This window comes from Geminisphaera colitermitum TAV2 (genome assembly GCF_000171235.2).
GTDB classification, from domain to species: domain Bacteria; phylum Verrucomicrobiota; class Verrucomicrobiia; order Opitutales; family Opitutaceae; genus Geminisphaera; species Geminisphaera colitermitum.
In genome coordinates, this window is sequence record NZ_ABEA03000086.1 from 13,035 (window position 1) to 37,749 (window position 24,715).

The following is a 24,715-nucleotide window of genomic DNA, read 5'->3' on the forward strand; positions in this document are numbered from 1 at the left end:
CCGTAAGCGTCGTCATTGGGGAAAACGCACACACACTGACCGATTGGTGACAGGCGTTCATTTGATGCCTGGTAGGGAGGCCTTTGTGCCCTCTGCCGAAGGCGATGGCCCGAAGGGCTGCCCTCGGCAAAGGGCACAAAGGCCTCCCTACCGTTAAGACGACGGCTACAACTCAACTGAAAATACGCTAGTTTTTGGGCCGGGCTTGGAACCAGTTGCTGGCATCCGCCGCAGCCTGATGCCACTCGGCGGCGTCGCCGAGGAAATAGAGCTTGGTGTCGAAGGCGGCGATTGACGCGGTGAACGTTAACGCCTGACGGGCGACGAGTTCGCCCGTGATGGCATCAACGACATCGGATTTCCGGCGCAGACGGAAGGTGCGTTCACCCGCAACCGCCACGTGACAGGACAGAAAACTCCTGCTGGCGGACACGATTTCGCTGGTATCCGTAAATAAATGACAGCCGGCTTCGCGTGCCATGTCGCGCAGCATCTCGGCGGGGAGCACAAGCACGCCGGACCAGTATTCGGCCGCCCCTGTCGCTTGGCGGCGGGTGCGAACAAGTCCGGCGGCTCCGTCGGGAAAGCGTGCAAGGACTTCGATGGCGGGCGTGGACGCGGCGGCGGCAAGTCGCATGGGATAGGCGGGCACCGGATGCGTGAAGCGCGACACAGACCGGGCTTTGGAATCCACTCGTATTTCCGGGCGGCGGACATAGCCGAATTTTTGTCCGGGCACCCAGGATGAGAATGCGCTCCGGCCTTGTTCGGAAAGGCGGAGTTCGTAGGGGAATGGGCGACCGTCTGCGATCTCAATGGCGTGGCCGAGAAGTTTGTTCATGTGGCGGGTGTCCAGCTTTGGGTCGCCGGCGGTTTCAGGGTTTTTATTTGTATCGGGATCGGGATTAAAAATACCCGATGCGAACATCCAGAGGAGCGTGCGGCCGGGGCGGCGCAGACGGGTGTCGATCAAATGCCGGCGGGCGTTGTCGAGGGCAAAGGTGTTGAGCAGGATGACGAATTTGTAGCGGGGGGAGGGATCGGCCAGAAGGTCGTCGAGACCGATGAAATCAACGGGGGCTCCGATGCGTGATATTTCCTGGACGCGGAAGCCCTCAAGGAGGGCGGGGAAGGGGCCGGCGGCGGGATCGGAAATGGCGGCGCTGTGGGCGGGAGCAGAATAAAGGAGGCTCTGAAAGTCGGCGACGACGGCGATATCGGCATCGGAATCGCGTGGGAACCGCAACGCGGCCCGGCCCGTGGTTTGCATACGGGCGAAGAGATCAAGGATGGGCGGGTGGTTAAAGTAGGTGGGTTCGATGGGATACCACCAGCCGTTGTTGCCGTGGCAAAGGACTTCGGAAAATTCGCGTTTCAACATGCCCAGCGTTTGAAAGAGATCGGGTGGGGCGATGCGCGGGTGGCTGCCGGTCCAGGGATCGGCAAAGCTGGTCTTGGTGTCGGCTTCGCGAAACCAGAGTTTGCCGTGGCGCTTCATGCTTTCAGTGGTGAAACGATCGAGAGTGGCGTCGCCGGGGCCGCAGTATTTGTACTGCGGGGGACCGGCGAGGAAATCGATGTCGGGGGAGCGGATGAGCTCGTCGCCGAAGGTGTGGCCGCTGGCGAGATACAGGGTGGTGAGGAGATACCCGTTAAAGCCGCCGACGAGCCGGCCACCGGCGGAGGCATTTTTGGCGGTGCGGGCGAAGAGGAGGAGGCTGTCGGTCATGGCGCGGTTGTAGGCTTCGTAATAGTCCATGACCCGGCGCTGGGTGCGGGGGTTGTAAAACATGCCGGAGTCCATGCGGCGTCGTTCGGCAGGGGGGGGGGGGGGGGCGGTGTCGAGCATAACACGGGGATCGGCCCAGGCGAGGCGGAGGGTTGCCTCGTTGGTGTATTTGTCGCGGAGGAGGCGCCGGAAGGCGGCTAGCATCGGCGGGGAGTAATCGATGTCGATGTCAGGTGAGTCGAATTTTTGCGGTCCCCAGTAGTTCCATTCGCCGGTGGCGCCGCCGCCGATCATGTATCCAATTATCCGTGACGCATAGGGACGGGTCTCGACATGGCGCACGAGACGGTGGATGGCGGCGGCGGTTTGTTCCCGCCACACGCTGGAGGCCAGACTGGGATAACGGGTGGGAATCGGGGCGCGACCGGCGATGGGCAGGCGACCGAGGAAATGATCGGCTCTGCCGTCGTCGAATTGGATCAGTTCGCCGGGGTGTTCTTCGAGGAAACTGGCGGGGGCGTTGGTGTTGAAGCGGAGGAGAATATAGGCGTCGGGAGCGAATTTGAGGATGCGGGTGATACGTTCTTCGGCGGTTTGCAGGGCGCGGGCGGAGGAGCCGTCCTGACCGATGAGGGGCACTTGTTCTTGGTAGAGTTGAAAGTTATTCTTGGAGAACTCGGCGAGTTGCTCAAACGAGGCCCGGCAGCGGCTTATCATCATGGCTCCGAAGGGCTGTCCATCAAGAACAAGGGTCGGCACTCCACCGATGGTTTCCAGGCGGGCGACACCGGGTGTGGCAGGTTGGAGAACGGTGTTTCCCTCGGTTCCGGATGCGGTGATGCCAATGGGAACGAGTGTCGTGAGTGTGGCCGCGACGAGGTGGCGCAGCAGGGGAAGGGGGATTGGAAAACCATGGATGCGGGGGGCCGGATGCATGGTGTGAATTTTCGTTTCTGGTGGTTGGGGCGGACAATGGGCAAAAGTTTGGACTCGGACTCAAAACTTTGCTTTAAAGATCATCCATGGAAAATGTGACCAATGCCGGGAGACGGCTTTTGCTGACGCCGGGGGCGTGGGAGGAATGCCACATGCGGGTGGTGCGGATTTATCAAGGGGAGCCGCTTCTCGATGGACGTGACATGGAGTGTTCGCCGGAGCATCTGACGGCGTGGCGCTTGCACGCGGGGAGCATCGTGGTGAAGACGGCGCGGGCATCGTTCCGGGCTATGGCGGGCGACTGGTTGTTTTTGCCCAATGGATATCGGAAACAGCGTTTTTCCAAGGATGCGGAACTGACGTCGTTGATGTTCCGGTTGTGCTGGCAGGATGGGAGGCCGTTGATTGACCTGCGGCCGGGATTATTGGTGCGCGGCGCGGATGCGTCAGGGATGGACGGGATGCTGCCGGCGCTGACGCGCTTGCTTGCTTCGTTGCCGGACCGGGCCTGGTTCAGGCGGGGCGGGGGGTGTGATTTTGAGGCGTTCCTGACGATGAAGAATTGGTTTTCGGACTGGCTGGCGGAGGCTTTCAAGGTGTGGCGCGCGAGGGTGCCTGACTTGGAAGTGGCGTATCTGGCTGATCCGCGGGTGGACGCGGCGCGACGATGGATCGAGGCCCGTCCAATGGAGGCGGAGGTGGATATGCGCGAGGCGGCGAAAGTGGCGGGGGTGAGCTTCGTGCACCTGAACCGGCTTTTTATGAAGCATCACCACCAGACGGTGCATGAATTCCTGCGGTATCTAAGGATTCGATACGCAAGGAGGCGGCTGCTGGACCCGGCGGCGCAGATCAAGGCTGTGGCGCACGAGATGGGGTTTCGGGAGTTGTCCACGTTTTCGATCTGGTTTCGTCGTGCGGAGCAGATTTCACCACGCGAGTATCGCAGGCGGCTGGGGGGAGGGGCTCAGGGAGACAGGAAGGCGACGTGAGACTGTGCGCACGGGGGGGGGGAGGGCAGATGGGCGCTGTATCATTGTTCCCGATACCAGCGGGGGTCGGTGTCGGGGATGGAGTCTTTGACGCTGGCGACGTGGGCGTCGACAAAGAGGTAATTGGCGGAGTTGCCTGGGTGGCGCAGGGAGGTGGCGTTGATATCGGGCCGGAAGATGTCGCTGTTGAGGTCCATCTCCACGACGAGAAAGGTGCGGGCGGGTTCGGGGACGGTTTGGTTGTAGTCCCAGGTTTTGGCACCGGTGGCGAAGGATTTGTCGATGCTGGCGTTGTAGCCGTAGGGGTTTTTGCGTCCATCGCCGCCAGCGACGGGGTTGTAGGTGTGGTTGGGGCAGAGGAGCACGCCGTCGGAGCCGGGCTTGGGGGCGCTGCCCATGGTGTGGATGCCGAGGTAGGGGCCGAGGACAAAGCGCCAGGAGGGTGTGGCGGGGCTGGAGGAATAGCGGGGGGGGAATTTGCCTTTGTTGTCAGCGGCGTAGTTGGCGAGGCCGAGGCCGACTTGGCGGAGGTTGGAGACACATTGCGCGGAGCGGGCGCGCTGACGGACGGCTCCGGTCACGGGGATGACGAGGGCGGCCAGAATGCCGATGATGGCAATGACGGTGAGCAGTTCGATCAGCGTGAAGGCGCGGTGGCATCGGCGCGCCCAAGAGGCGCGGCGGATGCGGGGCGCGGGCGGCGGCTGGCTTGGGAAAGCGGTCGAGGTTTTCATTTGTGTGTGCGACGGGCGCGAGTGCAGAGGCCGGCGGCAATGGTGCCAAGAGCAAGAAGCAGGACGGTGGCGTGTGGTTCGGGGATGCTGGTTTGGGTGAGGAGGAGATCAATGGTGCCGGAGTTGTTGATGAATTGTCCGGCCCAACCGGCGTTGCGAAGGGTCCATCCAGTGACGTCGGTGTCGGCGGTGAGTCCGGTGACGATGCCGGTGTAGGTGCCGGTTTGCGCGCCGAGGTCGGTGATGAGGAAGGACTGGTTGGCGTCGAATTGCCATGTGCCTCCCTGACGGGTGAGGGTGGAGTGCGCGCCTGATTCGCCGAGGGCAAAGGCGATGATGGAGCCGGTGGCAAGGGTGAGGTCGCTGTTGATTGTCAGAGTTTCTCCGAGTCCGCCTGTACCGGCGATTAGAATACCGTTTTGCTGTATATTGACGTCGCGGTTGATGATGCCGGTGCCGCCAAGGCGGGCGTCGGCAGCGACGGTGATGGACTGGCCGGCGGTGGCGAAGGCGGCGGTGGCGGCGTTTACGAGAAGTGTGCCTTCGCTGACGGTGGTGGTGCCGGCATAGGTGTTTCCTGTTCCGGTGAGGATGACGGTGCCTGCGCCGATTTTGGTGATGGAGTCGGTGGCTCCGGTGGTGGTGCCGGTGAGGAGGTTGCCCGAAAGGATGACGGTGCCGCCGGCGGCAGCCGTGAGGTGCAGGGCGCGACCGGCGGCAGTGGCGTCGCCAAGGGTGATGTTGCCCGAAAAGACGGAGGTGTCGGTGGTGTTGCCGCCGAGCGTTACGCGACCGCCACCGGTGGTGCTTTTGATCTGGACTACGCGGCCGATTTCATGGGCACCGCCAATGAGGAGGGCGGAGTCGCGTGTGCCGCTGGTGTGGCCAAGTTCGATGGCACGCGTGGACTGGCCGAGGGCACCGGCGGCATTGTTGGGCGCATTGCTTTTGACGACAAGCGTGCCTTCGCGCACGGCGACCTGCCGGTTGAAGGTGCTGTTGCCGGAGAGCGTGGCGGTGCCGGTGAAGCCTGCGTCGAGAACGATCGCGCCAGTGGTGGCACCGTTGCCGCTGATGACGCCGGAGAAGTTCACGTTGCCCGCTCCGGTGAGAACGATGCGGTTGTTGGAGAGCGCAATGTTGCCGGTGATATCCAGAGTGCCGGTCTGGGCGTTGATGTAGTGGGAGCTGTTGGCGGTGGTGGCACCGAGGATGAGGCCGGCCTGGATGGTTTGCGTGGCCGTGGTATTATTGAGAATCGAAGCGCTGGTTCCGGAGGCGGTTGACTGGAGTGTGATCGTAGATCCGGTTGCGGCGGTGAGGATGATCGCGGGAGTGGCGCCGACACCGGTGAATGAAAGCGTATTGATGTTCCAAGGCGCATCCAAGCGGGCGGTGGCGGATGAGGCGGGCGTGGTGGCATCGAAGCGGATGTTGGCGGTGCCGTCGTTGGCCGGGGCGAGGCTGTTTTCCCAATTGGCGGGCGTGGACCAGTTGCTGTTGGCCCCAGCGCCTGTCCATGTCTGGGCGGAAGAGTCGGGTGACAAGGCGAGGGTCGCGGTGATGCCGGCGAGGATGAGGAGGCCGGGGGCGGCGATGGGGGGGGCGCGGAAAATGGCGGGCATTGGGGTTTGAGCGGGTCGGTGGATCGTGTTCATAGGCGGTTAAATGAGGTGGTTTCCACGCCTTCGCCTCATCACATCAGCCGCCAAGGCGTCGCTTGGGCGGCAGGTTAATCGGGGAGACTGGAATCAGGGGTTCAGTTTGCCCGCCGCAACACGGGTAACAATGCGATTAGGTTCACGTTCCGAAACAAAACTTTTATTTTAATAACATGTGATGATGTTCCCACCACTGCGGCCGCTGTTTGGCTTACGGATGTTTCGGTCCAGTATATCCTGGTTTGCTGAGTTTGCCTGTTCCCTTTCGTGAGCCTTGCGGTGTGCCTTGCGTCTTGCGCGCCTTGCGCGGTTTTGGGGTGACGCCGATGCGCGGGTCGCGGCGGCGTGACAACTCCACCAATCGCATCGCCACCGCCTCGAAACGTTCCTCCGACTCGCGCAGATAAAGCCACTTGGGCAACACCGGATGCGGAGCCAGTTCGGGAAACTCTTCCATCAACGACGCGTGATGTTCGCGCTCCGTGGCCACGCAAATGCCGCGCCAGTCCTCGTCGTCCCAATGCGGTGCGGTAAAGTAGAGCATCAGCCGTCCATCCAGATACACGGACCGTCCGCCAAACATCGCTCGCAGCATGAACGTCGGATCATTTTCCAGTGGTTCCCACAACCACGCGTTGGGATGGATGATTTTCGGGGTGCTCTTTTTTCGTCCGAACAGTTCGTGGCGACTCATGATGTGTGATGGTTTTAAAAAAGCCCCGGTTGTTTCACCGATTCGCCGTCCTGCCACTCGCCGCGCACCAGTGTATTGAGCGGCGACTCCGGCAGGCCGCGCTCATCCATGTGCTCCATGCGCACCAGTTGCTCCACCGCCGTCGCCCCGATGCGATCAACTCGCTCCAGAATACCGGCAAATTTAGCCCTCCCCCCCCCTCCCTCCTCTTGCCCTTGGCTTGGCCACGGCGTGGAAACCAGTGCAACCCCCACATCGTCCGGGCATCGCAACTCCAGCGCCACCGACAACCGGTTTTTCCAAAACCCCTTCTCCGTGATAATCGCATCTGGCCGCCACCTCTTCCACCAGTTGCGCAACAATACATCCGGTACCGGATTTTCAAATACGAATGGCTCCAGCCGTTCCCCCTCCGGCCAGTACTGGCGCGCGGTTAGGAACGCACCCAGCCACCGCTCCCCTGTTATTTCCACCAGCCGCCGCTCCAGCATCAAGCCCACCCGGCGGTAACCCAGCCGCCACAATTGCCTGGCCGCCATCGTCACGTTGTAAAAATGGTCGTTCGTCACCAAGTGCAGTTGCGGCCACCCCACGCTCCGGCTGACCGCCAGCGCCGAGTAACGCCGCCAATCGAGTTCCAGCCGTGAAGCTGCGCTGAATTGCGGCGCAACGATCAGATTGCGCACCCCGCGTGCAACCAACACCCGGTCCAACGCCGCGGCCGTCGGCGTCTCGCCATCGGGATCGATTCGATACACCTCAAGATTGTAGCCCATCTCGCGCGCCCGCGCCTGGGCGCCAGCAAACAAACGCCCATGCACCATTGGCTGCTTCGGCGGCACACCTTCACGCTGCGGATACCCATCAATCCAAGCGATCGTTCCATGAAACGTCACTCGCTGCCGGGCCATCCGGTAAGCGCTCAAGGCCGACACCATCGGGTCCGGCGTGTAACCCATCTCGCGCGCCAGCGCCTGGATACGTTCGCGGGTCGCCGCGGGCAACCCCGGGTGATTGCGCAGCGCCCGCCCCACCGTGGTGTAATGAACCCCGGCCTTCCCGGCGATCTGGCGGACAGTGACTCTGGGTGGCATGAGCGAAAAACGATGGATGAAATGATGGAAAAGCAGGCATCGGAGACCGGCAATGCTACAAGGTGCATAGAAGCAACCTTCACCTCTTCCGCAAGACCCGGATAACTACCTCCCGATTTTTCGTTCCCATCATGCTGTTGCCCTGCCATTCGCTCCGCCTTCAGGCCCTTGCCGTCGCCGCCACCGCCGTCGCCGTGCTTGCGGGCATTGTCGTGACCGCCGCTCCGACATCTGGACCCGTCCCGGGAGAAACACTTCTTGATGAAACCGATTTCCCCGCCTTCACCGTCACCGGAGACACCGCCTCGTGCGTTACCATTGAAGCGATTTCCACGTCCGATCCGCGTATCTTAAAAATAACGACGACCGGTGTCGTCAGCACTTTCCCTAAAATCACCGCGACTTTGCGCAACACCACCCCGCTTGCGCGCCGCGAGATCATCCACGCCCGCTTTCTCATGCGCACCACCGACAGCGCCCGCGAATCCGGTGAAGGTGCCGCCCAGTTTGAGCTCGAAGACTCCGCCACCTTCGCCATCTCCGGCCAGTATTCCGCCCGCGCCGTCGGCCAATGGCGCGAATTTAACATCCCGCTCCGCCTCGTCCGCGAATGCCCGCCCGGGCGCGCCGCCATCAACTTTCGCGTTGGCGACCGTCCCCAGACCATCGAAATCGCCGGCCTCCGCATCATCCGCCCCCGGCCCGCCGTCACCGACATCGCCTCTCTGCCCGCCACTCCCGTTCAGCCCGGCTACGAAGGCTCCGATCCCGGCGCCTCCTGGCGCGTGGCCGCCCGCGAACGCATCGAACGCCACCGTCGCTCCCCGCTCGCCATCACCGTGGTTGACGCCACCGGCGCACCCGTACCCGGAGCGCAAATACACATTTTGCAGCAGCGCCATGCCTATCGCTTCGGCGCCGCCGTGCGCGCCGACTTTGTCGCGGCGGACACCCCGCGCGGCGCCCGCTACCGCGCCACGATTTCCCGTCACTTCAATGCCGTTACATTTGAAAACGATCTCAAATGGGAACGCTGGCTGCGAAACTCCGCCACGCCGCTTGCGGCCGCCCGCTGGTGCCGCGACAACAATATCGACCTCCGCGGGCACACCATCCTCTGGCCCACCAACACCCGCCTGCCCGACCGCTTTTCCGACATCGCCAATAATCCGAACGCGCTCCGTGCCGTGATCGACGCCCACATCACCGACATCGCCGGCCGCACCTCACCGCTCGTTCGCGTGTGGGACGTCGTCAACGAACCCTTCCGCAATCACGACTTCATGGACCTTCTCGGAGCCGATTCCATGGCACACTGGTTTCGCGTTGCCCGTCGTGCCGCCCCCGATGCCCGCCTCTACCTCAACGACTACGGCATCATCACAGGTGGTGGCATGGACACCACCCATCAAGCTTACTACGAACGCACCGTTCGCGAGCTCGTGACCGCCAAGGCACCCATAGACGGACTCGGGTTTCAGGCTCACTTCGATCGCATCCTGACGCCTCCTTCGCGCGTGCTCGACATCCTTGACCGATTCTCCCGTCTCCAACGCGAGATCGAACTCACCGAATACAGCACACAAATCGAAGACCCGGCCCTCGCCGCCGATTACCTGCGGGACATGCTCACCGTCTTTTACAGCCACCCCTCCACGACCGGCTTTATTCTCTGGAGTTTCGTTAAAAACTCCGGCTTTCGCAACACGACCTGGCTTCAGGATTCCGCTGGCAACCTCAGCTCCGCCGGCCGTGTCTGGCACGATCTCATCTACAAACAATGGTGGACCGACACCCGCCTTGTCGCCGCCCCGGATGGCACCGCCACCATTCCTGCCTTCCATGGACGCCACGCCATCACTGTCCAGGCCGGCTCCCATGAAACCACCGTCCTCGCCGACCTCGCGCCCGGCGGAGCCGCCGTGTGTATCACGATTCCAAATACCGTTGTCGCCGCATCCCTTCGATCCGGAAAAAACGAATCCAGATGAAAACCAACCCCAGCGTCTTCACTCACACTAAACGCCTATTCCTACCGTGGCTTGACGGCGTTGCCGCCACTGCCAAGCACAACGTCCGTGTTCGTGGCGTAAACGGCACGTTGTTGCACGGCTTGGCGGAGAACGCGCCGGATGTACTGCGCCTTGGACAGATCCGAAAGACGCGAAAGCTCATCCACCGCCTCATCAATGTAGGCGGGCAAAACAACCTGAAATTTGACATTGTTTTCGCCGATGGATTTGCGGGCCACATGAGCGATTTCCCATTACCGGCGCATATCTTCCAGAAAATTGGGGCTTGCTCCAGTATTGTCCTTACCTAATTTGGTGGCATTATGGTTGGTCGATCTAATTTACTTATTCTTGATCCTTCTTCCTCCCCTCCATCCATGAAAACCGACTCGCATCCCCCCCTGACATTCATCCGCGCCTTCACCCTGATCGAACTGCTCACCGTCATCGCCATCATCGGCATCCTCGCCGGTATCCTGATACCTGTTACAGCCAGCGTCCGCACCGCCGCGCGCGCCGCGTCCAGCCTCCAGCAGATGCGGCATGGCGCTTGAACTCTACGCCAGCGAACACAAATTTCAGTATCCGCCAGTCTCCGTTAGCAACAACCCTTGGATGCGCGACTCGGATTTTGTCACGTATCTGCCAAAAAACAGCAGCGGTTACGCAGACTACGCCGGCAGCATTTTTTCGTGCCCCAACGCGAAATCCACTGGCAGTTCCAATGCCGTGCGTCGCGCCTACTCCGCCGCCGGCTCCATGTTCGGCATCACCGGCACGACCACCGCCACCAACACCACCAAACGCCGTCCCCTCGCTGACATTAAAACGCCGAAAACCGCGCCCCTCATTTTTGACGCCATTGTAAAATCCAATGGCCTCTGCAGCGACGGCACCAAATGGAGCGACGTCCAGCCCGACATCGTCAACTCCACCCTCACCGGCAACAGCTACATCGACTACCGACAGAAGGACAAAGCCCACTTCCTCTTTTGCGACTACTCCGTCCGCGCATTTACTCCCGCGCAGGCCACCGCCGCCTTCCCTGATGCCGCAACGTGGAACGGCCTCAAATAAATAGCCCCGGCATTTGCCCTCCCCCCCCCCCGACACACACACCGATGAAACACCTCCGCTTCACCATCTACATTTTTGCCGCGTGCATCCTCTCCGTGATCCCACGCCTCGCTGCCAGCACCCCGACAGTCACCACGGTGACGGTGACTATTGACGCCACCAAAACCCTGCGCGTCATCCCGCGCGCGGCGTATTCGCTAAACGCATTCCATGCCTTCGACCCCGCCGTCGCAACCAATCCCGATTACCAGGCGGCCATCGCTTATCTCAACCCCGGCATGATCCGCTACCACAGCACCGCGCTCGTTGCCGATTCGACCAAAAATCCACGCGGCTGGCTCAACCACGAAACACGCGCCTGGGACGTCGAAAAAATCCGCCGCGCCACCGCCGCCTGGCCTGCCTCCACTCCCAAACTCTTCACCATCCCGCGTCCTCCTGTCTGGATGATGACCGACCCCGCAACCCGTCTCGTTGCCGGCGACCAACTCGACGCCTACGCCAGCCTCTGCGCCGACCTCGTCCGCATCCTCAACCGCGATCTCAAACTCGGCATTACTCACTGGGAAACCCTCAACGAACCCGAACTCACCTACGTACGCCCGCTGCGCAAAAAAGATCAACCCGACCAATTCCGCACCGTCATCGACCTGCACAACCGCGCCGCTGCCGCCATGAAACTCGCCGACCCGACGATCCAAGTCGGCGGCCCTGCCGTCTCCAGCGCGGCATGGACGGAGATCGTCAACCGCTTCAGCCGCGGCGCCCGCGACCACCTCGATTTCTTTTCCTGCCACAACTACGGCAGCGGCAACATCGCCGACACCGACGACAAAATCTACAACGCCGCCCAAGCCTTCGGCCCCAAACTCCGCCGCGTCCGCGAAATCCTCACTGCCAACATCCCCACCCGGCGCGTGCCCATCTACTTTGACGAATTCAACATCAAGTGGACCTGGAAACCCGTCGAGCCCCGCATGACCACGCACAAAGGCGCTGTCTTCGACGCCCTCGCCCTCATCTCCGCCGTCAGCGAAGACATCGATGGCACCTTCGCTTGGAACGATGTGGACAACGTTTACGGCAAATACAGTCGCAAATACGAACCCCGACCCTCCGCCCATCTTTACCACCATCTCAACGCCCGTTTCATTGGCGATTTCCTCTCCGTTACCAGCAGCGACGAAAAGGCCGTCGTCCCCTTCGCCGTTCGCCAGCCTTCCACCGGGCTGCGTGCGCTGATGCTCGTCAATCGCACTGATGAACCTCGCGATGTCTCCATCGCATCCGATAAATGGATACCGATGGCGGATCGTGTCGAAATCTCCGCTACCGGAACCCGTTCCCCCCCTCCCCCTCCCCCCCCCCTTCCCGAGTCCCTCACCCTGCCGCCGCATTCCGTCACTCTCCTGCTCGAAACATCCACCACAACCACACAACTCACCCACAGCCACCAACCATGAAAAACACACCCCGTCATCAACACCTCGCCTCCGCACCCGCCGCCCTCATCGCGGTCCTCCTCGCTATCACGCTGACGGCCGCCGCGCCTGCCGCCGTCTTCAAACAAAAGGCTGACGCCAATTCCAACGGCTTGAGCTGGGAAACCGCCACGCTCTGGAACCCCGAAGGCGCCGCGTCCGCCGGCAATGATTATTTCACCAACGGTTACAATCTCCGCACGTCTACTCCCGGTGGCGGCACAGGCTCAGCGACCTTTCCCGGCGCGTCGCTCACCGTCGAGGGCGGAGATGGCGGCGCGCGAGGTACGCTTACATTGAAGACCAAAACAACCACTATCGGGAATCTTTCGATTGGGATCGGAACCGTGACAAACAACGTCAATACAGGCACCAATCAACCAGCGACTCTTAACGTCACCAACCTGACGATCCTTTCTACTGCCACCAGTAGCAACCAAGCCATCCTGCAAGGGACCAACAGTAATCAGGATCTCACGGTCAACGTCACCAACCTCCTTGGCGACGGTTATCTGCAATTCACCAATCCGCGTGCTTATTCATTGTCCGTTAAGAACGCCGCCGCCTTCACCGGCACGCTCAATCTCAATCAAGGCACCCTGACGCTCACCTCCGCCTTCACCGCGCCCGCCGCCTCGTTTTCGATGCGGAGCGAGGGCCAGAGTGTTCCATTGCTCGTTCTCGCCAACAACCTCGCCGTGGCCTCCTTCACCTATGGCTCCACCACGCTGAATGTTGCCGGCAGCACTTATACCAGCGCCCAGCTCAACACGCTGCTCGGCGTCACGGCTTTCTCTGGTGATGGCATCATATCCATTTCTTCGATACCCGAGCCGTCCACGCTGGCATTTTTTCTCGGCGGATCGCTTCTCGCCGTCTGTTGCGCCGCGCGCCGCTCCTTGCGCACGGCTAGAGCAGTTTCAATTGAGATGTAGCCGATGTCTTAACGGTAGGGAGGCCTCTCCGAGGCCTCCGAAACCACGCGCCAAGCACCTGCGAGTTTCGTATCCTATTTCACGCTACGCACGGCGGAGGCCTCGGAGAGGCCTCCCTACCAGGCAGGTGATGGCTACAGATTTTTTGAAAATGCTCTATGTCCCAGATTGGGGGGGATAGCACTCACACCAGTTCGCACGCGCCGCCGGCGCAGGCGATGACGGCCTTCAACTCGGTGACGTCCTCCGATTCTATCAGCGTCGTGTAGTCCACCGGCTCGTGCACGAGCGCGTTCCAGCGCTCCACATCCTCGGGCGTCACGGATTCGCGCGGAGCCTGCGCGTAGAGCTTGTCTCCGCTTTCCTGCAAAAGCGCGATGCCGGTGAAATCATGCCGGTTTTCCCAAATAAAATCAGCCACCGCCTGCCAGTCGTGCGGAGCCACGGTCACGGTGCATGACACGTTGTGATGCAGCCCGGGAGAAAACTTTTCGTGGCGGCGTCCGGCCTGCACCCAGGCCTTTTGCACAAGGTGGATGTATTCGAGGTGGTTGAGCGCGGACACGTCCTCGCGGTAAACGCCAAATGCCGGCCCCTCGACGGGGAACGTGATGACTTCGGTGCGCCCGTTGGGATCGTAAATGCTGGGCTCCACCATGTGCGGGTTGAACTTCTTGAAGTGACGGAAAACAGGATCGTGCACGTTGGCCTGCACACGACGGAAATAACGTTGCGAGTGGTGCGGGTGCAGTCCGCTCGACGTGCCGAGCAGGAGACTCGCCGTGCCTTCGGGTTTCACGCACGTGGTGCGCGCGGCGGGACGGATGCCAATGGCGCGGGCAACAATGGCGTTCATCGCCTTGACGGTGGCGGCTCCGCGTGCGAGCACCTCGCGATCGAGAAGAATCTCGGGACGGTCAAGTATCCCGCAAATGGATACGCCGAGCAGCGCCTCGCGTTCGGTGATGAGGCGCGACACGGGCGACAGATAGCGGATGTCGCTGTAACCGGCTTGAAGCGTGCCGATGAGCGCGGCGTGGGCGCAGAGCTGGTAAAAACGTTCGGGGCTGTCCACGGCGGCGGAGGAGATCGTGGTCAGGTTGCAGAACTGCACGCCGGTCAGCGTCTGGCCTTCGATGAGCTGGCCTTGGTAGCCGTAAGAGCGGAGGCGCGAGATGGCGTCGGCGTCCACGGTGACACTGGGATGCAGGCCGATCTCGACGCAGGGGTTGGCGCCGTATTCCTCGTTTTCGACAAAATAAAAACCGGGTTCGCCAAATTGTTTCTGCGCTTCGAAGAGTCTGTCGAATTCTTCGCGCGTGGCGCGCGAGCGGACGATGACAGCGGAGTTGTTGGAGGCGGTGCGCTGAGGGTTTTCCTCAAACCAGTCGCCCGTCTTGGCGTTGATCATGTCCTCGTCGTCCGCGGAGAAAAGGCAGATGGTGGCGGAGCGGCGCACGCCTCCGGAGAGCACGGCTTTGGCGGCCCACATGAGGATGTCGTAGGCTTCGATGGTCTTGAGTTTGCGTCCTTCGGCGGCGTGCAGGATGCGCTTGATATGCACGAGGCTGCGGTAGAGCGGTTCGGGGCCGGGAGCCTTGCCGCCGGAGGTGCGCAGGGGGGCGCCGGCGGGGCGGATGAGCGAGTAGTCAAACTCCACGAGGCGGCCTTCGACGGCGGCGAGCATGAGTTCGTGGATGGCGTCGCCCCAGCCTTCGATGGTGTCCTCGATGACGTGGATTTTGCTCGGCGCATCGAAGCGGATCGCGGCCAGCGCGGGGAGTTTTTCCACGTGGTGTTTTTGCACCGAGAAACCGACGCCGCAGCCGCAGAGCAGCAGGTAGAATGCCTCACGAAACACCTCCAGGCGGTCCACGTAGGTGAAGGCGCAGTTATAGACGCGGGCGTGCTTGGAGAGGATGGCCTCGCCGCCAAACTGGAGGGAGCGCATGGAGGGCAGCGTTTCGCGGCGTTCGACGGCGGCGAAGGCGGCGGTGGTGGCGGAGTGGAGGGTGTCGAGCGAGCCGATGCGGGCGAGGTCGTCGGAGGTGATTTCCCCGGCGGAGAGGGCTTCGAGGGCGGCGTCCTTGAGGGATTTGTCCGTGTAGTGTCCGAGGTGCATGTCGCGCACGCGTTGCACGGCTTCGGCCCAGGTTTCGCGGCGGGCTTTCTCGGGCGAGTAGCGCGCGTAGCGCGAGATGGCGATGTAGTCTTGGAGGCCGTTGACCGGATGGGAAACGAGATGGGGATGGACGGGCGGAAGGGCGGACGAGATCATGGAAATTCTGCTAAATGAAGATGGTTTGCATAGACTTGTACATTATTGCCACCGGGGCGGTGCAATGGCGCAAAAACCCCAATCTGTAGTGTATCCCGGTTTCGTCAACCCCTAGGGATTGGGGGTGGTAACTATTAACGCAGCTTTACTCCTGTCCTACCAAGCCTGCTTTTTTAGGGCTCTTGCGGACAAAATTCGCGCAAGTCAGGCAATGGTATTCCGTGGAGTCAGGGCTCAGAATAGAACTCCGGGCAGACACCAATCCATCTCTATCCCAATTTATGACGTACAGAGCCAACCATAGCAACGGGTATGCCAAGATTGGCAAATGCGCATTGAACAGCTTCTCGGTTACAACCCCTTCTACTTGAAAAATTCGAAGTCAAAACTCACCTACGTCTGGCTGAACATCCCAATGACTTGCCCACCTCGTGCCACTTGTTCCGGGTCAACCCGATTACTGCCATCGCAGCCTCTTTCATCTGCGGTAACTCGTCGAAACTACGGTAGGGATGCGACTGCCCAAGCTATGTAAATGAATCAGCCAACGCATCCACATCATCAAGCATCAGGCAAGAGCAATCCCCGTTTCCTGCCACTGTTGTTATTATGGCTGTTGTTCCCCATTCTGCTTTCCGCCACGCCCGACGGCACCATCACGACGACGGATTACAACGCCAACGGCAAACCGTCCAAAACGACCGATACCGCCGGGCGTGTCACGGAAACCGAATACGACGCAAGTGGTAACGTCACCCAGGTCACCTACCGCCCCGCGCCCGGTAGCAGCGAACTCGCCACCGACCCCGAAGGCAAAACCACCCGTTACATTTACGACGAAGCCGGACGCCTGGAGGCCGTCATCGACCCCGCCCAACAAGCCACCACCTACGCCTACGACGAACTGGGCCGCCAGATCGCCCTGATCGCCACCTTTGCCTACGATGCGGACGGGCGTCGCACCGGCCAGATCCTGCAAAACGCCACAAACATCACCCAATGGCGGGAAACGTATTCCTACGACGGATACGGACGCCTCGCCCAGAAACGCACTCCCGCAGGTGATCTCAACTACCTCTACGACGCAGCAGGCAACCTCACCCTCCTGGCCACCAGTCGCGACGGTGTAGTCGGAACTCAACTACACTACACCTGCGACAACCTCTATCGTCTCACCCAAGAAGACATCGTTTCGACCGGCACCGTCACTTACACGCACGACAAAGTTGGCAACCGCCTGAGTCGCTTGGTAAGTGGCCTTGAAAGTGGCGCGGGCGTCCCGCCCGCAATCCGTTCCGAAGCGGGCGGGACGCCAGCGCCACGCGTAGGGGCTTCGCTTGCGAAGCCCGCGTATGCAGGACGTGGCCTCAAATGGCGGGCGCGGGCGTCGCAAGCGACGCCCCTACAGCGGGCGGGACGCCCGCGCCACGTCTTGGGTCAGGCTTTGGCGACTTTGGCGTAGGTCTCTTGCAGGGCGCGGGCGCTGGACTGGAGTCCTTGCAGTTCCTTGGGCCAGAGTTCGACTTCAAGGTGGGCGAGGGCGCCCTTGCGTCCAACGAGCGTCGGAACACTGATGGAAACGTTGCGCAGGCCGTAAGCGCCTTGCTGAATCGTCGAAACAGGAAGCACCGCATGTTTGTCCAAGGCGATGGCGTGGACGACTTCGGCGATAGTCAGGCCAACCGCCCAACCGGCTCCACCTTTGCGGCGAATGACTTCGGCTCCGCTGGTCTTGGTGCGTTCGAAAATCTGATTTTGGAAGGCGCTGGTGCAGCCGGGGACTTTGGCGAGCGGGAGGCCGGCATAGGCGGCGCTCGACCAGACTGGGATCATGGTGTCGCCGTGTTCACCGAAGATCAGGGCGGTGACTTGCGCGGGATTGAGTTTGAGTTCGGCGGCAATCAGGGAACGGAAGCGGGAGGTGTCCAGCATGGTGCCGAGGCCGATGACTTGCTGCCAGGGGAGTCCGAGTTTGGCGGCGGCAAGTTGCGTGAGGATGTCAACGGGGTTGGATACGACAAAGATGAGCGCATCCTTGCGGTAGCCGGCCTGCTGGATGCTGGCCAGGATTTGCAGGAAGAGGGCGACGTTGCGGTTGATGAGGTCGAGGCGGGATTCGTCGGGTTTGCGGCGGAGTCCGGCGGTGATGATAAAGATGTCGCTGTCGGCGGCGCGGGCGTAGTCGCCGGCGTAGATGCGCTGGCCGCCAACAGTCGCGGTGCCGTGGAGGAGGTCGAGCGCCTCGCCGGCGGCAAGGTCGGCGTTGGCGTCAAGTATCTGAATCTCGGATACGATGCCCGCGCATTGAAGGGCAAAGGCTGCATTGGAACCGACGCGGCCGCCGCCGCCGATGATTGTGGCTTTCATGTTTGGATGAGTGTAGTTGGCAGTTTGAATTTTGATTACACAGAGGACACGGAGGAGGCACAGAGGTCAGGGAGGTCCGTCCGGCTGGATGAGGGGCTTGTTAGCGAATGATTTATTTTTAGTTTTAGAATTCAGGTATCCCACCCGGAAGGGAAAACCATCGAAGTCGTTATGGCCTCCCTAAACTCTGCGCCTTCTCTGTGCGCTCTGTGTAATTCTCTGTTCAGAGTTTTTTGAGGATTTGTTCGGTGATTTGTTTCACGAGTGCCTCGATGTTGGGGTCAGGCTGAGCCTCGGAGGGGGGGGGGGGGGCATCGGGATAGCAGACGACGCCGGGACGGAAATCGCTGTTGTCGCAGAGTTCGCACTCCTTGAGGTTTTCGCGGTTGTCGGGCATGCCAAGTGCCTTGCGGATTTTGATGAATTCGCGGGCTTTGTTGCCGCCCACGCCTTCGCCGATCTCGCCGCCGAGTTGCGAGGCGACCCAGATGGTTTTGCAGTAGGCGTCGGCGTTTTCCATTTTCCAATACGCGTCCTCAACGTCCTTGCCCCAGGTGATGACGCCGTGGTTGAGCAGGAGAACGCATTGGTTGTCCTTGCCGACTTCGCCAACGGTGTTGGCCATTTCGGGAGAGCCGGGGGTCTCGTAGCGGGCGAGAGCGATCTTGCCGAGGAAGATGTCGGCTTCGGGAATGAGGCAGGTAGGGGGTTGCACGCGGGCGACGGCAAAGGCGGTGGCGTGGGGGGGGTGGGCGTGACAGCAGGATTTGCAGAGGGGCTGGCGCTTCATGATCGCAAGGTGCGTCATGGCTTCGCTGGTGCGTTTGCGGACACCGGCGAGTTGGTTGCCGTCCATGTCGATGAGTGCGATGTCCTCGGGCTTCATGAAGCCTTTGGAGATGAGCGTGGGGGTGCAAAGGACGAGGTTGTCGCCAACGCGGACGGTGATGTTGCCGCCGTTGCCGTCGGTGTAGTCTTTTTCCCACATGCGGCGGCCCATGTCCACGATGCGGCGCTTGATGGTCTCGATGGCGGGAGAAACGAAGAAGGCGGCGATTTCAGCGGGGGTTTTCGGGTCGGAGCCGGGCGTCCATTTGTATTCGTAGTCGGGGACAATGGGCGCAGGCGGCGTGGCGCTCGGGCGCGCGGTGGACTGCACGGCAGCGGAGGGGGGGGGGGGGAGGAGCGAGGCGCGGTCACGGAGCGTGTCGCGGGCGGCGGGTGTGAGGCGCGCATTGGCGGGGATGGGAGCCCCGGTTTTGAGGAGATCTTCGATGTCGCGGGCAGTGAGCAGTTGGGACATGGTTTTGTGAAATTAAGAATTAAAAATTAAGAATTGGTTTTGGCGGGCGGGGTGTAGGTGATGGTGTCGATGATGGCGGCGGCGTAGGCATCGACGGGGGTGGGTTTTTCAAAGGGGGCGGCGGCTTCGGCGCCTTCGGTAAAGCCGATGATCTGGCCTTCGGCGGCACCGAGGGATTCGTAAACGACAGTGCTGTTGCCTTTGGCCAGGGGGAGCATGGGGTGGCCGGGAGCGGCGAATTTTTCGCGGGTCAAGGGCTGCGCAATCACAAAGCGGCCACCGCGTAGCGAGGGATCGGATACGCTGAGGGTGACTTTGCCGATGACGTGAGCGAGGCGCATGATGAGAAGTTAGGAATTAGGAATTAGGAATTAGAAATTAGGAATTAGGAGTTAGAGAGTGGTGGCCCGGCAGGAGGGGGGGGGGGGAGGGAGTGTCTTTCTAATTTCTAATTTTGCCTTTCTATTTTTTCGGTTCGTCAACGATGGCGCAGACGAGGTTGCGGAGGGGGGAGTGTTGGTCGCCAACGAGGTCGCGGGTGGCGGAGCCGTCGGTGTGAAAGAGGATGTGTTGGTGGAGTCCGGCGTTGAGCGGATCGGTGGCGAGGACGGGGTCGCCGATGGGCTGCTTGTTCTCGTCAAGCGGCTGGCAGATTACCGTGCGGTGGCCGCGCATGCTGGGATGCGCGGTGGTCGCTGTAATGGTGCCGTCGATACGAGCAAGTTGCATGGTGGCGAAATTAGGAATTAGGAATTAGGAATTAGAAATTAGGAGTTAGGAAGGGGCGGCATTGGGTGCCGTCGGGTGTGGAATTCGAGTTCATACGCATGGGTTCGTTTTCCTAATTTCTAATTTCTACTTTCTCCTTTTTTAGTAGATGCGGAGGTTGTCCACCATGACGCAACGGCGGGTGCGGGTGAAGGTGCGCGGCGTGGCGATGCCTTCGCCGGTCGTTGTGGCGATGGAGTAGTTGAGATAGCCTTCGCCGCCGAGGCCAAGGCCAGCGGTGGAGGGGCCGTTCTTGACGAAAACAGTGGTGTCGAGGGCGCGGGCCATCTGCGTCATGTGCTCGACATTGAGCGAGTGGATGATGGCGGAGTGGCGGTAACCGTGCTCGCTCTTGGCAGCGAGGGTGACGGCTTCGTCGAAGGTTTTGACGCGGACGATGGGGATCATGGGCATCATTTGTTCTTCGACGACGAAGGGATGGTTCGCATCGGTCTCGGCGAAGAGGAGCGGGGTGTCGGCGGAAACGGTCGCGCCAGCGTGGCGGGCGAGGACGGCGGCATCGACACCGACGAGTTTGCGGTTGAGCACGGGGTGCGAGCAGCCGCCGGCGTCCTTGCCTGTGGTGAAGGCGGCGGCGGTGAGGGCGGTGAGCTGGGTGCTGTTGAGCTTGGCGGCACCGGCGGCGGCAAGCTCGGTCATGAAGCGGTCGGCGATGTGTTCGAGGACGAAGACCTGTTTTTCGCCGACGCAGAGGAGGTTGTTGTCGTAGGCCGCGCCGGAAAGGGTGTCGGCGGCGGCTTTGGCGAGGGAACCGGTGCCGTCAACTACGACGGGGGGGTTGCCGGGGCCGGCGCAGATGGCGCGTTTGCCGGACTTCATGGCGGCGTTGACCACGCCGGGGCCGCCAGTGACGCAGAGGAGGCGGATGTTTTGGTCTTTGCAGAGAGCGTCGAAGGTTTCGAGCGAGGGCTCGGCAATGATTGTAACGAGATGTTCGATACCGGTGGCGGCGTGAATGGCTTCGTTGATGGCGCGGACGGCGATGGCGGCACAACGGGCTCCTCCGGGGTGCGGGTTGACGACGATGGAGTTGCCGGCGGCGACCATGGAAATGATGTTGCCGCAAATGGTGGGAACGGAGTGGGTGACGGGGGTGATGGCGCCGATGACGCCAAAGGGAGTGCACTCTTCAAGGGTGATGCCGTGGTCGCCGCTGAGGGCGTAGGGGCGGAGCCATTCGAGGCCGGGGACGAGTTTTACGATTTGGAGTTTTTCGACTTTGTGCGCGAGGCGTCCGATTTTTGTCTCCTCAAATTCGATACGGCCCCATTCGGCGGCGTTGCGGGTGGCGAGGTCTTTGACGATGTCGATGATCTTGGTGCGTCCGGCGAGTCCGGCTTGCTGGAGTTGGAGGAAGGCGCCTTGGGCGGCGGCGGCGGCGGCGGCAACGTCGGTGAACACACCGAAGCGTCCGGCGGGAGCGCGGGGGGTGACGATGGCCGGGGCGGTGGGAGCGGCTCCGTTGGAGGAGGGGGCGCCGTTGCGGCCGAGTCCGCGGAGGACTTCTTCAACTACGGTGCGGATGGCGGATTCGTCGAGAGTGAAGGCTGACATGAGTGGAAAGAGTGAAAAGTGAAATGGTTGAGGGGCGGAACGGGGGGCGGGTTTACGGGTGGAGGTCGAGGCGTTTGCCGAGGACATCGACTGTATCCACTATTCCGATAACGGCGGCGTCAACGGGGAGGTTTTTCATGCCTTCGGTGCCGCGGGCGGAGCTGCCCTGGCAGAAGAGGACGGTTTCGCCCGTGCCGGCGCCGAGGGCGTCAACAGCAACGATGGTGTTGGAGCCGGAGCGGAATTTGGTCGGGTCAGCCTCGTCGATGAGGAGGGGGCGCAGGACGAGGAGTTTGCGGCCGGTCATGGCGGCATCTTTTTTGGTGGCTACGATCGAGCCTATGACGCGGGCGAGAAACATGGCGGTGAGTTGGCTGCGGCTTTGATGAAAAATTACACAGAGGACACAGAGAAGGCACAGAGTTTGGGGAGGTCCGTCCGACTAACGGCGGCATTCCTTGTCGCGCCCATGTGTTTTTTCTGTATTTGTAAAACAGATACAGAGGCGGCGATAAAAGATTTCGGAGTCGTTGTGTGCTCCCCAATCTCTGTGCCTTCTCTGTGTCCTCTGTGTGACTTGGCTAAAGGTAATTTATTTTTTCCCGACGGCGGCGGGGGCTGCCTTCGGGAGGATGGTGGCGACGTCGTCGTGGGGGCGGGCAATGACTTGCACGCTGATGACTTCGCCGACCTGGCGGGCGGCCTGCGCGCCGGCATCAACGGCGGCCTTGACGGCGGCAACGTCGCCAGTGACGACGGCGGTGACAAGGGCGTTGCCGACTTGCTTCATGGGGCCGACCAGCGTGACGTTGGCGGACTTGAGTGCGGCATCAACGCCGGTGACAAGAGCGGTGAGACCGCGGGTTTCGATGAGACCGAGTGCTTTGGACATATGATTTGGTGGTTAAAGGTTGGTGTGTGTGTGGGAGGAGAGGAGTCAGGAGGTAGAGGAACTGGGGCGGGCTTTTGTCGAGAGGAGGCGGTGGGTTTCGCGGGCGACGACGAGTTCCTCGTTGGCCGGGATGACGAGGACCTGCGTGCGCGAGTCAGGCGTGGCAAGGTTGTGCTCGACGGGGGCGCTTGCGTTGCGCGCCGGGTCAAGCGTGAGGCCGAGGGAGGAGAGTCCGGCGCAGACTTGCTCGCGGAGCCAGGCGTTGTTTTCGCCAATGCCAGCGGTGAAGACGAGGGCGTCGCAGCCGCCGAGTTGCAGCCAGAAGGCGCCGATCCAGTGGCGTATCGAGTGAACGAATACGTCGATGGCGAGCCGGGCGCGGGCGTCGCCTTTTTGCGCGGCGGCGCGGATGTCGCGCACGTCGTTGCTCACGCCGGAGAGGGCCAGCAGGCCGCTTTCTTTGGTGAGTTGTTTTTCGATGTCGGCGATGGAGAGGCCGAGTTGTTTGTGAACGTAGGGGATGGCGGCGGAATCGAGGTCACCGACGCGGTTGTTTTGCGGCAGGCCCGACTGCGGGCTGAGGCCCATGCTGGTGCCGATGGCGACGCCGTTGAGGATGCCGGTAATGGAGCTGGAGCCGCCGAGGTGGCAGGAGATGACGCGAAGCGGAACGGTGGCGTCGGAGAGGGGGGAGGGGCCGCGCACGTAGAGGTTGCGGGCGTTGTCGGCGATGTCGGCGCGGTCGAGGAGTTCGGCGGAGCGTTCGGCGACGTATTTGTGGCTCGCGCCGTGGAATCCGTAGCGGCGCACGCCGGCGTCATGCCAGGCTTGCGGGACGGCGTAACGGGTGGCGGGCTCGGGAATCCACTGGTAAAAGGCGGTTTCGAAGAGGGCAACGAGGGGGAGCGCGGGGAACTTTTCGCGAAAGCGGTGGATGCCGGCGGCGTAGGGGGGATTGTGCGCGGGGGCGAGGCCGGTGGCGGCGAGGAGCGCGGCCTCGGCTTTCTCGTCGGCGGGGACGCAGCCGGTGAGGTTTTTGCCAAGGACGGTTTTGAAGCCGACGCCCGCGAGGTCGGTGGCGGTTTTGAGGTGTCCGGCGGTTTTGAGTTCGTCGAGGCAGGAGTCGATGGCTTGTCCGTAGTCGGTGACGCGCTCGAAGCCGCCTTTGGCCAGCAGCGTGGCTTCCTCAACGCCGCGGTTGCTTCCGCTGGCGTTCGTGGACGCGAAGCGGAAGAGGCGGTATTTGAAGGAGGTGGAGCCGATGTTGGCGACGAGGATGTTCACGGTGGAAGAGCTGAAACCTGAAAAGCTAAAAAGCTGAAATCAGAGATGGCTGCGGCGGTTTTCCGGGCGGAAAACGGGCGAAGTGAAAACGTTAGCGGATCGGGCGGACTTGTGGCGCGGGTGCGGTTTGGAGATGAAGGGCCTTCTTTATTCTCCCGTTTCCCAACGGTGGCGTTCCGTGCTTCGCAGACGTGATAAAGCTCGGCGCGGACGCCGCCGCTTGATGCCGGGATTCGGGAAGAATAAAGAGGCGAGAGGTGGTCGCGTGCGCGCGGGAGTTACGGATGCGGGATGCGCAGTGCGCGTGGCAAGCGTGGCTTCAGGCGACCCACTTGCCGAGGCCGGCGAGGTCGTCGTGAGGACGCGGGAGAACTTGGACGCTGATGACTTCACCGACGCGTTTGCCGGCTTCGGCGGCGGCTTCGACGGCGGCCTTGACGGCGGCGACGTCGCCACGGAAGAAGGCGGAGACGTAGCCGCTGCCAATGGCTTCGTAGCCGGTGAGGGTGACATTCGCGGATTTGAGCGCGGCGTCAGAGGCTTCCATCAGAGTGGTGAAGCCTTTGACTTCGACGATACCGAGAGCGAGTTGTGACATGGGAGGAAAAGTTAAGAATTAATGATTAGGAGTTGCGGGATGTTCGCTCAGGCGAGGCCGGTGGCTTTGAGCAAGTCGGCGTGGGGCCGGGCGATAACGTGGGAACTGACGAGTTCGCCAACACGCTTGGCGGCCTCGGCGCCGGCATCGACGGCCGCCTTGACGGAGCCGACGTCGCCCTTGATGACAACGGCCACAAGGCCGCCGCCGATTTGCACTGTGCGAACGAGCGTGACGCTCGCCGCCTTGACCATGGCATCGCTGGCTTCAACGGAGCCAACATAACCGCGGGTTTCAACTAGGCC

Annotated in this window: 24 protein-coding genes; 8 read left to right on the forward strand and 16 right to left on the reverse strand. The window is 61.7% G+C overall.

Annotated elements, in window-relative coordinates; all coding sequences use genetic code 11:
• Positions 1–187: 187 nt before the first annotated feature.
• Positions 188–2,665 (reverse strand): hypothetical protein, encoded by a 2,478-nt coding sequence (locus OBACDRAFT_RS09140; RefSeq protein ID WP_043584907.1) that lies wholly within the window; start codon positions 2,663–2,665, stop codon positions 188–190.
• An 86-nt stretch (positions 2,666–2,751) separates the two neighbouring features.
• On the opposite strand from OBACDRAFT_RS09140, the gene OBACDRAFT_RS09145 reads away from it, so the two are divergent.
• The gene (locus tag OBACDRAFT_RS09145) at positions 2,752–3,657 is read left to right on the forward strand and encodes a helix-turn-helix domain-containing protein (RefSeq protein ID WP_043584908.1); all 906 of its coding nucleotides are present in this window, start codon (positions 2,752–2,754) and stop codon (positions 3,655–3,657) included.
• A 41-nt stretch (positions 3,658–3,698) separates the two neighbouring features.
• Here the strand turns inward: OBACDRAFT_RS09145 and OBACDRAFT_RS09150 are convergent, their stop codons facing one another.
• From OBACDRAFT_RS09150 to OBACDRAFT_RS09165, 4 genes are all read right to left on the reverse strand, one after another.
• A complete protein-coding gene (locus OBACDRAFT_RS09150) occupies positions 3,699–4,391 on the reverse strand; it encodes a type II secretion system protein (protein WP_052361569.1) in 693 nt (230 codons plus the stop codon).
• A complete protein-coding gene (locus tag OBACDRAFT_RS25195; protein ID WP_157836973.1) occupies positions 4,388–6,016 on the reverse strand; it encodes a beta strand repeat-containing protein in 1,629 nt (542 codons plus the stop codon). The genes OBACDRAFT_RS09150 and OBACDRAFT_RS25195 overlap by 4 nt, the downstream gene beginning before the upstream one ends.
• Before the next feature lie 247 nt (positions 6,017–6,263).
• Positions 6,264–6,746, reverse strand: coding sequence for a hypothetical protein (locus tag OBACDRAFT_RS09160; RefSeq protein ID WP_232766930.1), 483 nt, complete (start codon positions 6,744–6,746; stop codon positions 6,264–6,266).
• 14 nt (positions 6,747–6,760) lie between these two features.
• The gene (locus OBACDRAFT_RS09165) at positions 6,761–7,840 is read right to left on the reverse strand and encodes a LacI family DNA-binding transcriptional regulator (RefSeq protein ID WP_043584910.1); all 1,080 of its coding nucleotides are present in this window, start codon (positions 7,838–7,840) and stop codon (positions 6,761–6,763) included.
• Positions 7,841–7,971: 131 nt separating this feature from the next.
• Here OBACDRAFT_RS09165 and OBACDRAFT_RS09170 point away from each other — a divergent pair, with 131 nt between their 5' ends.
• From OBACDRAFT_RS09170 to OBACDRAFT_RS09190, 6 genes are all read left to right on the forward strand, one after another.
• Positions 7,972–9,831 (forward strand): endo-1,4-beta-xylanase, encoded by a 1,860-nt coding sequence (locus tag OBACDRAFT_RS09170; RefSeq protein WP_043584912.1) that lies wholly within the window; start codon positions 7,972–7,974, stop codon positions 9,829–9,831.
• Entirely contained in the window at positions 9,828–10,163 is a 336-nt protein-coding gene (locus OBACDRAFT_RS28035; protein ID WP_157836974.1) for a hypothetical protein, read from the forward strand. Before OBACDRAFT_RS09170 ends, OBACDRAFT_RS28035 begins: the two co-directional genes overlap by 4 nt.
• A gap of 66 nt (positions 10,164–10,229) precedes the next feature.
• Positions 10,230–10,406: a prepilin-type N-terminal cleavage/methylation domain-containing protein gene (locus OBACDRAFT_RS26400; RefSeq protein WP_425601735.1), complete on the forward strand. Its 177-nt coding sequence runs from the start codon at positions 10,230–10,232 to the stop codon at positions 10,404–10,406.
• Positions 10,396–10,929 carry a hypothetical protein gene (locus tag OBACDRAFT_RS09180; RefSeq protein ID WP_043584916.1) on the forward strand — a complete coding sequence of 178 codons (534 nt, stop codon included), beginning with the start codon at positions 10,396–10,398 and terminating at the stop codon, positions 10,927–10,929. Before OBACDRAFT_RS26400 ends, OBACDRAFT_RS09180 begins: the two co-directional genes overlap by 11 nt.
• Positions 10,930–10,973: 44 nt before the next feature.
• Positions 10,974–12,392: a GH39 family glycosyl hydrolase gene (locus tag OBACDRAFT_RS25200; RefSeq protein WP_052361576.1), complete on the forward strand. Its 1,419-nt coding sequence runs from the start codon at positions 10,974–10,976 to the stop codon at positions 12,390–12,392.
• Positions 12,389–13,345, forward strand: a complete 957-nt coding sequence (locus OBACDRAFT_RS09190; protein ID WP_043584918.1) for a PEP-CTERM domain protein — start codon at positions 12,389–12,391, stop codon at positions 13,343–13,345. Before OBACDRAFT_RS25200 ends, OBACDRAFT_RS09190 begins: the two co-directional genes overlap by 4 nt.
• Before the next feature lie 184 nt (positions 13,346–13,529).
• Here OBACDRAFT_RS09190 and OBACDRAFT_RS09195 read toward each other — a convergent pair whose 3' ends face one another.
• On the reverse strand, positions 13,530–15,623 hold the full coding sequence (locus OBACDRAFT_RS09195) for a recombinase (protein WP_043584920.1): 2,094 nt from the start codon (positions 15,621–15,623) through the stop codon (positions 13,530–13,532).
• Between the two features lie 535 nt (positions 15,624–16,158).
• Between OBACDRAFT_RS09195 and OBACDRAFT_RS29610 the strand changes: the two genes are divergently transcribed.
• Positions 16,159–17,085 (forward strand): RHS repeat domain-containing protein, encoded by a 927-nt coding sequence (locus OBACDRAFT_RS29610; protein ID WP_081721919.1) that lies wholly within the window; start codon positions 16,159–16,161, stop codon positions 17,083–17,085.
• Here OBACDRAFT_RS29610 and OBACDRAFT_RS09205 read toward each other — a convergent pair.
• The 10 genes from OBACDRAFT_RS09205 to OBACDRAFT_RS09250 all read right to left on the reverse strand — a co-directional run.
• Positions 17,061–17,990 (reverse strand): lactate/malate dehydrogenase family protein, encoded by a 930-nt coding sequence (locus OBACDRAFT_RS09205; RefSeq protein WP_043584924.1) that lies wholly within the window; start codon positions 17,988–17,990, stop codon positions 17,061–17,063. The two genes, OBACDRAFT_RS29610 and OBACDRAFT_RS09205, sit on opposite strands and share 25 nt — an antisense overlap.
• Positions 17,991–18,213: 223 nt before the next feature.
• Complete coding sequence (locus tag OBACDRAFT_RS09210) at positions 18,214–19,293, reverse strand: class II aldolase/adducin family protein (RefSeq protein ID WP_052361577.1); 1,080 nt, start codon at positions 19,291–19,293, stop codon at positions 18,214–18,216.
• Between the two features lie 26 nt (positions 19,294–19,319).
• Positions 19,320–19,634 carry a EutN/CcmL family microcompartment protein gene (locus tag OBACDRAFT_RS09215; protein WP_043584926.1) on the reverse strand — a complete coding sequence of 105 codons (315 nt, stop codon included), beginning with the start codon at positions 19,632–19,634 and terminating at the stop codon, positions 19,320–19,322.
• A 121-nt stretch (positions 19,635–19,755) separates the two neighbouring features.
• Positions 19,756–20,022: a EutN/CcmL family microcompartment protein gene (locus OBACDRAFT_RS09220; RefSeq protein WP_043584928.1), complete on the reverse strand. Its 267-nt coding sequence runs from the start codon at positions 20,020–20,022 to the stop codon at positions 19,756–19,758.
• A 141-nt stretch (positions 20,023–20,163) separates the two neighbouring features.
• Positions 20,164–21,636, reverse strand: coding sequence for an aldehyde dehydrogenase (locus tag OBACDRAFT_RS09225; RefSeq protein WP_043584929.1), 1,473 nt, complete (start codon positions 21,634–21,636; stop codon positions 20,164–20,166).
• A 52-nt stretch (positions 21,637–21,688) separates the two neighbouring features.
• Positions 21,689–21,997, reverse strand: coding sequence for a EutN/CcmL family microcompartment protein (locus tag OBACDRAFT_RS09230; RefSeq protein WP_043584931.1), 309 nt, complete (start codon positions 21,995–21,997; stop codon positions 21,689–21,691).
• 231 nt (positions 21,998–22,228) lie between these two features.
• Positions 22,229–22,528, reverse strand: a complete 300-nt coding sequence (locus OBACDRAFT_RS09235) for a BMC domain-containing protein (protein ID WP_043584932.1) — start codon at positions 22,526–22,528, stop codon at positions 22,229–22,231.
• A gap of 45 nt (positions 22,529–22,573) precedes the next feature.
• A complete protein-coding gene (locus tag OBACDRAFT_RS09240) occupies positions 22,574–23,812 on the reverse strand; it encodes an acetate/propionate family kinase (protein WP_043584934.1) in 1,239 nt (412 codons plus the stop codon).
• A gap of 319 nt (positions 23,813–24,131) precedes the next feature.
• Positions 24,132–24,410, reverse strand: coding sequence for a BMC domain-containing protein (locus OBACDRAFT_RS09245; protein ID WP_043584936.1), 279 nt, complete (start codon positions 24,408–24,410; stop codon positions 24,132–24,134).
• 47 nt (positions 24,411–24,457) lie between these two features.
• The coding region (locus OBACDRAFT_RS09250) for a BMC domain-containing protein (protein ID WP_043584938.1) at positions 24,458–24,715 on the reverse strand (258 nt) is incomplete at its 5' end.